The sequence below is a fragment of the Kineococcus siccus genome, assembly GCF_009906795.1.
Classification (GTDB): Bacteria; Actinomycetota; Actinomycetes; order Actinomycetales; family Kineococcaceae; genus Kineococcus; species Kineococcus siccus.
Window position 1 is genome coordinate 1 of record NZ_JAAALN010000134.1, and the last position, 11,699, is coordinate 11,699.

Below are 11,699 nucleotides of genomic sequence, written 5' to 3' on the forward strand. Positions count from 1 at the left end.
GTGCTGGCGGTGCTGCTCGTGCTGAGCCTCTTCGGCGGCCGCCTCGTGCAGCTGCAGGGCGCCGACGCATCGCAGTACGCCGAGGCGGCGCTGAAGCAGCGCACGTCCAAGACCACGCTGTGGGCCGACCGCGGGCAGATCCTCGACGACAAGGGCGTCGTGCTGGCCACCTCGGTCGAGCGCCGCACCGTGGTGGGCGACCCCGAGGTGATCGCGGACTACAACCTGCGGACCGACCGCGCGACCGGCCGGGAGGTGCCGCGCGACCCCGGCCTGCCGACCGGCCCGGCGGGGGCCGCGAAGGTGCTGGCGCCCCTGCTGGGCGCAGACGAGACCACGCTGACCGCGACCCTCACGGGCACCAACCGCTACGTCGTCGTCGCCAAGGGCATCACGCCCGAGGTGTGGCAGCGGGTCGTCGACGCCGACGTCCCGGGGATCAGCAGCGAGCGCACGTCGCAGCGGATCTACCCCACGGGCAACGCGGCGTCGACGCTGGTGGGGATCCTCGGCGCCGACGGCGCGGGCCTGTCGGGCCTGGAGGGTGCCGACAACTCGACCCTGCAGGGCACCAACGGCTGGATGCGCTACGAGCGCAGCCTGGGTGGCCAGCAGATCCCGCTGGGCGACAGCACGGTCACCGAACCCGTCGACGGCGACTCGCTGCACCTCACGATCGACCAGGACCTGCAGTGGAAGGCCGAGAGCGCCATCGCCGCGCAGGTCACCGCGTCGGGGGCGGAGAACGGCACCGTCGTCATCATGGACAAGCAGCAGCGCCTGCTCGCCATGGCCAGCGCGCCGAGCTTCGACCCCGCGTCGAACCAGTTCACCAACGAGCAGCTGAACAACACGGCGCTCACGGAGTCGTTCGAACCCGGCTCCACGGCCAAGGTGCTGACGATGGCGGCCGCGCTGGAGGAGGGCACGGCCACCGCGACGACGCAGTACACCGTGCCGGGTGAGCTCAAGCGGTCGACGAAGGTGTTCCACGACTCCCACGCGCACGGCGTCGAGAAGCTCACCCTCGCCGGGGTGCTCGCCCAGTCGAGCAACATCGGGACGATCCTCGCGGGCGAGGAGCTGGACGCGGGGACGCTGTACGAGTACCAGAAGAAGTTCGGGTTCGGCGCCAGGACCGACCTCGACTTCCCCGGCGAGACCGGCGGGAAGCTCTGGGGGCCCGGTCAGGAGGGCTGGTCGGGCACGACCCGCTACACCGTGATGTTCGGTCAGGGGCTCTCGGTCAACGCCGTCCAGGCCGCGTCCGTGTTCGCGACGGTGGCCAACGACGGCGTCCGCGTCGAGCCGTCGCTCATCGCGGGGACGTCCGACCCCGCGGGCACCTACACGCCGTCGCCCGCGCCGACGTCGACCCGCGTCGTCAGCGCGCCGACCGCCGCGACCCTGCGCGACATGATGCAGGCCGTCGTCGGCGAGGCCGGGACCGCGGAGGCCGCGAACATCCCCGGCTACCTCGTCGCGGGCAAGACCGGCACCGCCAACCGCTACGACGAGACCTGCGGCTGCTACTCGGGCTACACCGCCTCCTTCATCGGCATGGCCCCGGCGGACGACCCGCAGCTGATCGTGGCGGTGATCCTCCAGGACCCGAAGAACGGCTACTACGGCGGTTCGACGGCCGGCCCGGTCTTCAAGGACGTCATGACCTACGCCCTGCAGCAGCGCGGTGTGGCCCCCTCGACGTCGGCGCCCGCGAACCTCCCGCTGACGTGGGGAGCCCCCGAGTGACCGTCGCGAGGCAGCAGGGGACCGGGCGCAGCGCCGCTCGACGCCGTTCCGGCCGCGCGGCCGGGGACCGGTAGCCTCCCACCGTGCCGATGACCGACGGCCCCGGCGGCGGCAGCCTCCGCGGGCACGTGTCCCTGGCCGACCTCTCGCAGGCCCTCGCCACGCCCGTGCGGGCGGCCGGCGACCTCGAGCCGGACCCGGGCCTCCCCGTGACCGGGGCGACGCTGGACTCCCGGCGCGTCAGCCCCGGCGACCTCTACGCCGCGCTGCCCGGCGCGAACGCCCACGGTGCCGCCTTCGCGGCCCAGGCCGCCGCGGCCGGCGCCGTCGTCGCGCTCACCGACCCCGCCGGCGCGGAGCGCGTGGCCGCGGCCGGGCTGCCCGCGCTCGTGGTGGCCGACCCCCGCGCCGTGCTCGGCGACGTCGCGGCCGCCGTCCACGGCCACCCCGGCCGCGCGCTGACGACGATCGGCATCACGGGCACCAACGGCAAGACCACCACGGCCTACCTCGTGGAGTCCGTGCTGCGCGGCGCGGGCTGGACCACCGGCCTGCTCGGCACGGTGGAGACCCGCGTCGCGGGGCGGCGGGTCCCCAGCGTGCGCACCACGCCGGAGGCCCCCGACCTGCACGCCCTGCTCGCGCACATGGTCGAGGCGGGCGTGCGGGGCTGCGCCCTGGAGGTCTCCAGCCACGCGCTCGCGCTGCACCGGGTCGACGGGCTCGTCCTGGACGTCGCCGTCTTCACCAACCTCAGCCAGGACCACCTCGACTTCCACGGCTCGCTCGAGGAGTACTTCCTCGCCAAGGCGTCCCTGTTCACCCCGCGGCACACCCGCGCGGGCGTCGTCGCGGTCGACACGGGGTGGGGACGGCGGCTGGCGGCACAGGCCGGCGTCCCCGTGACCACCGTGCGCACCGAACCCGAGGAGGGCGACGTCGCCGGTGCGGTGGACGCGGACGTCGCGGTCGTGGACGTCCGGGCCGGCCGCTCGGGCAGCACCTTCCGGCTCGTGGCGCGCCGGGACGGCGCCGCGGCGCACCTGCTCCCCGCCCCGCTGGAGCTCACCGCGGCGCTGCCGGGGGCCTTCAACGTCGCCAACGCCGCCCTCGCCGCCGTCGCCGCGCTCGTCGCGGGCCTCGACGCCCACGCCGTCCGCACGGGTCTCGAGGCCGCGACCGGGGTGCCGGGCCGCATGGAGCGCGTGGGGACGCGCTCGGACGAACCCCTCGTCGTCGTCGACTACGCCCACTCCCCGGACGCCGTGGAGCGGGTCCTGCAGACGCTGCGCCCGGGCACGGCGGGCCGCCTCGTGGTGGTCCTCGGGGCCGGTGGGGACCGCGACCGGGCCAAGCGCCCGCTCATGGGCGAGGTCGCCGCCCGCCTGGCCGACCTCGTGGTCGTGACCGACGACAACCCCCGCTCGGAGGACCCGGCGCTCGTGCGGGCCGCGGTCCTCGACGGGGCCCGCGGGCCCGCCGAGGTGCGCGAGGTCGCCGACCGCCGGGCGGCCGTCACGGCGGCGCTCGCGGCCTGCACCGGCCCGGGGGACACCGTCCTGCTCGCCGGCAAGGGCCACGAGAGCGGGCAGGAGGTCGCGGGGGTCACGACCCCCTTCGACGACCGGGAGGTCGCGGCCGAGGCCCTGGCCGCCTGGCGCGCCGCGCACGCGCCCGCGAGCCGCGAGGCCCCCCGGAGCCGCCCCGTCAGCAGCAGCAACGCCGGTGCCGCAGCGGCACCGGTCCAGACCCCGTTCGGAGGTAGGTCGTGATCCCGCTGACCGCGGCGCAGGTGGCCGAGCTGGCCGGTGGCCGGCTCGTCTCGGGCGACGCCGGGACGCTCCTGCCGGGACCGGTGGTGGTGGACTCCCGCCTCGCCGGGCCCGGCGCGGTGTTCGTCGCCCTGCCCGGTGAGCGCGTGGACGGCGCCGAGCACGCGGCCGCCGCCGTCGCCGCGGGCGCCGGGCTGGTGCTGGCCCAGCGGGAGGTCGACGTGCCCGCCGGGACCCCGGTCGTGCTGGTCGCCGACGCCGTCGCGGGTCTCGGCGCGCTGGCGCACGGCGTGCTGCAGCGCCTGGCCGCGGGCGGCGCGGGCCCGCACGTCGTCGGCATCACCGGCTCGGCCGGCAAGACGACGACCAAGGACCTGCTGGCGCAGGTCCTCGAGCCCGCCGGCGGGGTCGTCGCGCCCCGCGCGTCGTTCAACAACGAGGTCGGCGTGCCCCTGACGGTGCTGCGCGCCGACGAGAGCACCCGCACCCTCGTGGTCGAGATGGGCGCGCGCGGCCCGGGGCACATCGCGGCCCTGTGCCGCACCGCGCCGCCGCGCACCGCGGTCGTCCTCACGGTCGGCAGCGCCCACGTCGGCGAGTTCGGCTCGCTGGAGGCGACGGCAGCGGCCAAGGGTGAGCTGGTCGAGGCCCTGCCCGCCGACGGCCTGGCCGTCCTGAACGCCGACGACGAGCGCGTCGCGGCGATGGCCGCCCGCACCACGGCCCGCACGCTCACCTTCGGCCGCTCGCCCGCGGCGGACGTGCGCGCGGTCGACGTCGTGCTCGACGCCGCCGCCCGCCCGGGCTTCACGCTCGCCACCGGCGACGCGCCGCACGAGCGCGCGGTCGTCGCGCTGCAGCTGCACGGCGAGCACCAGGTCACCAACGCCCTCGCCGCCGCGGCCGTGGCGCTCGGCCTCGGCCGCCCGCTGGCCGAGGTCGCCGCCGCGCTGTCCGGCGCGCGCGTCGTCAGCCCCGGCCGCATGCAGGTCGTCGAGCGCGCCGACGGCGTGACCGTCGTGCACGACGCCTTCAACGCCAACCCCGACTCGGTGCGCGCGGCCCTGAAGGCCCTGGTCGAGATGGCCCGCGGCCGCCGGACCTGGGCCGTGCTGGGGGAGATGCTCGAGCTCGGCCCGTCCTCGCGCGACGAGCACGACGTCATCGGCCGCCTCGTGGTGCGCCTGGACGTCTCGCAGCTGCTGGTCGTCGGGGCCGGTGCCCGGCCCGTCTACACGGGAGCCGTCATGGAGGGCTCCTGGGGCGAGGAGGCCGCGTTCGCCCCCGACGTCGACACGGCGCTCGCGGTGCTGCACGAGGCGCTGCGCCCGGGCGACGTGGTCCTGGTCAAGTCCTCGAAGGGGTCCGGGCTCGCCCGCCTCGCCGAGGCCCTGCTCGACGACGTGCCGGCCGCGACCCCGTCCCTCCCGGCGGGCACGAGCACGACGGGGGCCGGCGCATGAGGACCGTCCTGATCGCGGGGGCCGTCTCGCTGGTCGTCGCGCTGTTCGGCACCCCGCTGTACATCCGGTTCCTCGTGCGCCGCAAGTACGGGCAGTTCGTCCGCGACGACGGGCCCACGAGCCACCACACCAAGCGCGGGACCCCCACCATGGGGGGTGCCGTCATCATCCTGGGCACGCTCATCGCCTACGCCGCAGCCCACCTCGTGCTCTGGACGCCGCCGACCGTGTCCGGTCTGCTCGTGCTGCTGCTCATGACCGGGCTGGGGATCGTCGGGTTCCTCGACGACTTCCTGAAGATCTCCAACCAGCGGAGCCTGGGCCTGTCCGCGCGGGCGAAGCTCTTCGGCCAGGGGCTCGTGGGTGTCGTGTTCGCCGTGCTCGCCCTGCAGTTCCCCTCCAGCGACGGCGCGACGCCGGCCTCGACGAACATCTCCTTCCTGCGCGACACCCGCATCGACCTCGCGTTCGGCGGCGCCGTCCTGGGCCTCGTCCTGTTCGTCCTGTGGTCGCTGCTGCTCATCGCCGGCGCCAGCAACGGCGTGAACCTCACCGACGGCCTCGACGGGCTGGCCACGGGCGCCTGCACGATGGTGTTCGCCGCCTACGTCCTCATCGGGACGTTCCAGTCCAACCAGAGCTGCTACAACCCGCTGTCGCAGTTCGAGGCACGCTGCTACGAGGTGCGGGACCCGCGCGACCTCGCGGTCGTGGCCGCCGCCCTCATGGGGGCCTGCTTCGGGTTCCTGTGGTGGAACGCGAGCCCCGCGAAGATCTTCATGGGCGACACCGGTTCGCTCGCCCTGGGCGGGGCGCTCGCCGGGCTGGCGATCCTCTCCCGCACCCAGGTCCTGCTCGTCATCCTGGGCGGCCTGTTCGTCATCATCACGCTGTCGGTCATCCTGCAGGTCGGCTCGTTCAAGCTGTCGGGCAAGCGGATCTTCCGGATGGCCCCGCTGCAGCACCACTTCGAGCTGGCCGGCTGGGGCGAGGTCACCATCGTCATCCGGTTCTGGATCATCGCGGGGCTGTTCGTCTCGCTCGGGCTCGGGGTGTTCTACGCGCAGTGGGTCGTGAACGCGTGACGGGCTGGCTCGGGCACCCGGCGCCCCGCGCGGGCGACACCGACCGCGTCCGGCAGCTGCGCTCCGCCGCCTCGCCGTGGGCGGGCCTGCGCACCCTGGTCGCCGGCATCGGGGTCTCCGGGTTCGCGGCGGCCGACGCGCTGCTGGAGGCGGGCGCCGAGGTCGTCGTCGTCGACGCGACCCGCACCGAGGCCGCCCGGGACCGCGCGGCGCTGCTCGAGGTCCTCGGGGCCCGCGTCCTGCTCGGGCCCGAGCACGTGCACGCGCCGCCGGACGGCTACGGCGCGCTCGACCTCGTCGTCACCTCGCCGGGGTGGCGCCCCGACGCGCCCCTGCTCGCGGGGGCCGGGCTCGCGGGTGTGCCCGTGTGGGGGGACGTCGAGGTCGCGTGGCGGATGCGCCCCGAGACGGGCGCCGCGCCCTGGCTGACGCTGACCGGGACCAACGGCAAGACCACCACGGTCGAGCTCGTGTCGTCGATGCTGCGGGCCGCGGGGCTGCGCGCCACCGCGGCCGGCAACGTCGGCACCCCGCTCGTCGAGGCCCTGCGGCACCCGCACGCCTACGAGGTGCTGGCCGTGGAGCTGTCCAGCTACCAGCTGCACTGGCTCTCGACCGACACGGCGGCGTCGCTGCGGCCGCTGGCGAGCGCGTGCCTCAACGTGGCGCCGGACCACCTCGACTGGCACGGTTCCCTCGAGGCCTACGCCGCGGCCAAGGGCCGCGTGTACGAGAACACCGAGCTGGCCTGCGTTTACAACCTGGCCGACGAGCAGACCGAGGCGCTCGTGCGCGAGGCCGACGTGGTCGAGGGGGCGCGCGCCGTCGCCTTCACGCGCGGGATCCCGCGCGTCGGCATGCTCGGGGTCGTCGAGGACGTGCTGTGCGACCGCGCCTTCGTCGAGGAGCGGCACTCCAGCGCGGCCGAGCTGTGCTCGCTCGCCGACCTCTCCCCGGACGGCGGGCCCGTCGCGCCGCACACGGTCGACAACGTGCTCGCCGCCGCCGCGCTGGCACGGGCCGCGGGCGTCCCGCAGATCGCGGTGCGCAACGGCGTGCGAGGCTTCAAGCCTGCGCCGCACCGCATCGCGACGGTGGCGGTGGCCGGCGACGTCCGCTGGGTCGACGACTCCAAGGCGACGAACGCGCACGCCGCGGCCGCGTCGCTGGCGGCGTTCGAGGGCGTGGTGTGGATCGCCGGGGGGCTGGCCAAGGGCGCCACGTTCGACGACCTCGTGGCGGGCGCCGCGCGGCGCCTGCGCGCCGTGGTCCTCCTCGGCGCCGACCGCGCGCTGCTCGCCGAGGCCCTGGCCCGACACGCCCCGGACGTCCCCGTCGTCGAGGTCGATCTCGACCATGCTGGCGGGATGGATGCCGAGCAGTTCGCCAGCGGTCTGATGGACGCCGTGGTGGCCCGGGCGGCCGACCTGGCCCGGCCCGGCGACACCGTCCTGCTCGCGCCCGCGTGCGCGTCGATGGACCAGTTCAGGGACTACGGCCACCGCGGCGACGCGTTCGCCGCGGCCGTGCGCCGCCACGTCGAGCCCCCGGCCGGCCCCGGCGCCCTGGACCGCTGAGGTGGCCAGCGACACCCAGACCCCGCGCGCCCGGCGCCGGCCGGGCGCGACCTCGGCGCCCGCCCCGCGGCCCGCCCACCGCCCCGACTGGCGGCGGCCCGCGGCCCTCGACGCCGTCGGGGACTGGACCCGCGACCGGTTGCGGCTGCTGGACTCCCCGCTGGCCACGCACCACGTGCTGCTGGCGACGACGTCGCTGCTCGTGGTCATCGGCCTCGTCATGGTGCTGTCGAGCTCGAGCATCGAGTCGCTGCGGGAGAACGGCTCCCAGTTCACGGTGTTCCGGTCCCAGGCCGTGTTCGCGGTCCTCGGCGCCGGGGTGCTGCTGCTCGCGAGCCGGGTCCCCGCGCTGCGCTGGAAGCGGCTCGCGCTGCCCGCGCTCGCGGTGACCACGGTGCTGCAGCTCATGGTGTTCGTCCCGGGTCTCGGCAAGTCGGTGAACGGCAACCGGAACTGGCTGGAGATCGGGCCTGTGACGGGTCAGCCGTCCGAGGCCGCGAAGGTCGCCCTCGTCCTCGCGTGCGCGCTCGCCCTGGCGCGCAAGCGGGACCGGCTGCACGAGCCCAAGCAGCTCGTCGGCGCGCTGCTGCCCTCGGCCGTGCTCACCGTCGGTCTCGTCCTGCTGCAGGGCGACCTCGGCACGGCGCTCGTCATGATGCTCGTGCTGGTCGCGATGCTCTGGGTCGCGGGCGTCCCCGCGCGGTTCTTCGCCCTGGCGGGCACCGCGGGGACGCTGCTCGTGGTCGCCCTGGTCATGTCGAGCGAGAACCGCCAGCACCGCGTGCACGACTGGCTGTTCGGCTCGAACACCACGGCCGAGCAGATCCAGGGCGTCAGCTGGCAGCCCGTGCAGGGCAAGTACGCGCTCGCGTCCGGCGGCTGGTGGGGGCTGGGGCTGGGGGCGAGCCGCGAGAAGTGGCAGTGGCTCCCGGAGGCGCACAACGACTTCATCTTCGCCATCATCGGCGAGGAGCTGGGGCTGCCCGGCACCCTCGTCGTCCTCGTCCTGTTCGCGGTCCTGGCCCTCGCGGCCCTGCGCCTCGTGCGCCGCTCCGACGACCTCTTCGTCAAGCTCGCCACCGCGGGTTTCGCGACGTGGATCCTCGGCCAGGCCTGCCTGAACATCGGCGTCGTCCTGGGCGTCCTGCCCGTCATCGGGGTGCCGCTGCCGTTCATCTCCGCGGGGGGTTCCGCCCTCGTGCTGACGTTGTTCGCCGTGGGGATCCTGCTGTCCTTCGCGCGGGCGGAACCCGGTGCGCCCGAGGCCCTGCGCGCGCGCGAGTCCGTCGTGCAGCGCTCGCTGGCGGTCCTGCCGAAGCGCGCGGGGGGCACGCGGTGACCCTCTCCGTCCTGCTCGCCGGAGGCGGGACGGCCGGCCACGTCGCGCCGCTGCTCGCCACCGCGGACTGCCTGCGCCGGCGCCACCCCGACGCCCGGTTCCTCGCGCTCGGGACCATCGCCGGGCTGGAGGCGCGGCTGCTGCCCGAACGCGGGTACGCCTTCGTCGAGGTGCCCCGCGTCCCGCTGCCCCGCAGGCCCTCCGCCGACCTGTACCGGCTGCCGGGGCGGTTGCGCCGCGGCGTCACCGCGGCCCGGCACGCCATCGAGCAGATCGGCGCCGACGTCGTCGTGGGCTTCGGCGGCTACGTCGCCGTGCCGGGCTACCTCGCGGCCCGCCGCGCCGGGGTGCCGATCGTCGTGCACGAGCAGAACTCCCTGCCGGGGGTCGCGAACCGCCTGGGCGCGCGCTGGGCCCGCTCCACCGCGGTCGCCTTCCCGGGCACGCCCCTGCGCGGCGCCGTGCACACCGGCATGCCGCTGCGCAGCGAGATCACCGCGCTGGCGCGCGACCCCGACCGGGCCGCGCGCCGCCGCGAGGCGCGCGCCGAGCTCGGCCTCGACCCGCACCGGCCCACGCTGCTCGTGACCGGCGGCTCCCTCGGCGCCCAGCGGATCAACGAGGTCCTCGGCGCCTGCGCCCCGGACCTGCTCGACGCCGGCGTGCAGGTCCTGCACGCGAGCGGCCGCGGCAAGGACGTCGCGCTCGACGCCGGGGTGGACCGCACGCGCTACGTCGTGCGCCCCTACCTCGACGCGATCGACACGGCCTACGCGGCGGCCGACCTCGTGCTGGGCCGCAGCGGCGCCGGCACGGTCAGCGAGCTGACGGCGCTGGGCCTGCCGGGGGTCTACGTGCCGCTGCCCATCGGCAACGGCGAGCAGCGCCGCAACGCCGAGAGCGTCGTCGAGGCCGGCGGCGGGGTCCTCGTCGCCGACGCCGAGCTCGACGCCGCCTTCGTCCGCTCGCGCGTCGTGCCCCTGCTGAGCGACCCCGGAGCGCTCGCCGCCGCGGCCGCGGCGGCGGCCTCGTTCGGCGTGCACGACGGGGCCGAGCGCCTCGCCGACCTCGTCGAGGCCGCGGCCGGGAGCCGCTCGTGAGCACCCCCCCGGCGCTGGCCGACCTCGGCGCGCTGCACCTCGTCGGCATCGGCGGGGTCGGCATGTCCGGCATCGCGCGCCTCCTGCTCGGCCGGGGCGTGCGCGTCTCGGGCAGCGACGCCGCCGACTCCCCGGGGCTCGCGCCGCTGCGGGCGCTCGGCGCCCGGGTCGCCGTCGGGCACGACGCCGCGAACCTGGGCGACGCCGACACCCTCGTCGTGTCCTCCGCCGTGCGCGAGGGCAACCCGGAGCTGCTCGCCGCCCGGGCGCGCGGCCTGCGCGTGCTGCACCGCTCCGAGGCGCTGGCCGCGCTCATGGCCGGGCGCCGCGGGGTCGCGGTCGCGGGCACGCACGGCAAGACGACGACCTCCTCGATGCTCGCGGTCGCCCTGCGCCACGCGGGGATCGACGCCTCCTCCGCGATCGGCGGCGAGCTCACGGGCGGCAGCGACGGCGGCGCGCACGACGGCACCGCGGACGTCTTCGTGGCCGAGGCCGACGAGTCCGACGGCTCCTTCCTCGCCTACGCGCCCGTCGTCTCGATCGTGACCAACGTCGAGGCCGACCACCTGGACCACTACGGCACGCCCGAGGCGGTCGCGACCGCCTTCGAGCGCTTCGCGGCGCGCGTGCAGCCGGGCGGCCTGCTGGTGACGTGCGCCGACGACCCCGGCGCCCGGGCGCTCACGGAGCACGCCCGCGCGCAGGGCGTCCGCACCCGCACCTACGGCACGGACCCCGCGGCGGACGTCCGCCTCCTCGACGTGCGGCTCGTCGGTCCCGACGGGGCGCACCCGCGGGCCGTCGTCGCGGACGCGACGGGCCGGCGCGACCTCGTGCTGCAGGTCCCGGGGGAGCACAACCTGCGCAACGCCGCGGCCGCCCACGTCGCGGCCGTGGAGCTCGGCGCGGACCCCGACGCCGTGCTCGCCGGCCTGGCGCGCTTCGGCGGCGCCCGCCGGCGCTTCGAGCTGCGGGGCGAGGCCGGCGGGGTCCGGGTCGTCGACGACTACTCCCACCACCCGACCGAGGTCGAGGCCCTGCTGCGGGCCGCGCGACCGGTCGCGGGCGACGGCCGCGTCGTCGTCGTCTTCCAGCCGCACCTGGTGAGCCGCACCCGGACCTTCGCGGCGGACTTCGGCCGGGCGCTCGGCCTCGCCGACGACGTCGTGGTGCTGGACGTCTACGTGGCCCGCGAGGACCCCGACCCGGCGGTGACGGGCCGGCTCGTCGCCGACGCCGTGCCCCTGCCGGCCGGCCGGGTGCTCTACGTGCCCGACCGCGCGGCCGCGGCGGCCGCGGTCGCCGGGCGCGTGCGCCCCGGCGACCTCCTGCTGACGGTCGGCGCGGGCGACGTGACCGCGCTGGGGCCCGACGTGCTGCAGCGGCTGGCCGCCGCGGGGGAGGGGGCCGCGTGAGCCGGCCGACGCGCCCCCGCACGCCGCCGTCCGTGCCGCCGACCTCCGGCGCGGTCTCGGCCGCGGCGTCGTCGCCAGGCACCCCGACCGGCACCCCGACAGGCACCCCGACCGGCGCGCCGACCCGCGACGTCGGCGTGCCGGGGGCCACGCGCGCCCCGCGACCCAGCGGCAGCGCCCAGCGGCGTCGGGC

The 11,699-nt window shown here is 76.4% G+C and carries 8 protein-coding genes; all 8 read left to right on the forward strand.

Annotation, left to right across the window (positions count from 1 at the left end; translation table 11 throughout):
- Nucleotides 1–1,752 (forward strand): peptidoglycan D,D-transpeptidase FtsI family protein (locus GTR02_RS14560; protein WP_166608217.1); only part of this gene is annotated, 1,752 nt, incomplete at its 5' end.
- 89 nt (nucleotides 1,753–1,841) lie between these two features.
- Nucleotides 1,842–3,524, forward strand: coding sequence for a UDP-N-acetylmuramoyl-L-alanyl-D-glutamate--2,6-diaminopimelate ligase (locus GTR02_RS14565; RefSeq protein WP_166608223.1), 1,683 nt, complete (start codon nucleotides 1,842–1,844; stop codon nucleotides 3,522–3,524).
- On the forward strand, nucleotides 3,521–4,987 hold the full coding sequence (locus tag GTR02_RS14570) for a UDP-N-acetylmuramoyl-tripeptide--D-alanyl-D-alanine ligase (protein ID WP_166608218.1): 1,467 nt from the start codon (nucleotides 3,521–3,523) through the stop codon (nucleotides 4,985–4,987). Before GTR02_RS14565 ends, GTR02_RS14570 begins: the two co-directional genes overlap by 4 nt.
- The gene (mraY, locus tag GTR02_RS14575; protein WP_166608219.1) at nucleotides 4,984–6,072 is read left to right on the forward strand and encodes a phospho-N-acetylmuramoyl-pentapeptide-transferase; all 1,089 of its coding nucleotides are present in this window, start codon (nucleotides 4,984–4,986) and stop codon (nucleotides 6,070–6,072) included. Before GTR02_RS14570 ends, mraY begins: the two co-directional genes overlap by 4 nt.
- Nucleotides 6,069–7,649, forward strand: coding sequence for a UDP-N-acetylmuramoyl-L-alanine--D-glutamate ligase (gene murD / locus GTR02_RS14580; protein ID WP_166608220.1), 1,581 nt, complete (start codon nucleotides 6,069–6,071; stop codon nucleotides 7,647–7,649). Before mraY ends, murD begins: the two co-directional genes overlap by 4 nt.
- Before the next feature lies 1 nt (nucleotide 7,650).
- On the forward strand, nucleotides 7,651–8,988 hold the full coding sequence (gene ftsW / locus GTR02_RS14585; RefSeq protein WP_166608221.1) for a putative lipid II flippase FtsW: 1,338 nt from the start codon (nucleotides 7,651–7,653) through the stop codon (nucleotides 8,986–8,988).
- Nucleotides 8,985–10,088, forward strand: a complete 1,104-nt coding sequence (murG, locus tag GTR02_RS14590; RefSeq protein ID WP_166608222.1) for an undecaprenyldiphospho-muramoylpentapeptide beta-N-acetylglucosaminyltransferase — start codon at nucleotides 8,985–8,987, stop codon at nucleotides 10,086–10,088. The genes ftsW and murG overlap by 4 nt, the downstream gene beginning before the upstream one ends.
- Before the next feature lie 62 nt (nucleotides 10,089–10,150).
- Nucleotides 10,151–11,506 (forward strand): UDP-N-acetylmuramate--L-alanine ligase, encoded by a 1,356-nt coding sequence (murC, locus tag GTR02_RS14595; RefSeq protein WP_166608224.1) that lies wholly within the window; start codon nucleotides 10,151–10,153, stop codon nucleotides 11,504–11,506.
- Nucleotides 11,507–11,699: the final 193 nt, after the last annotated feature.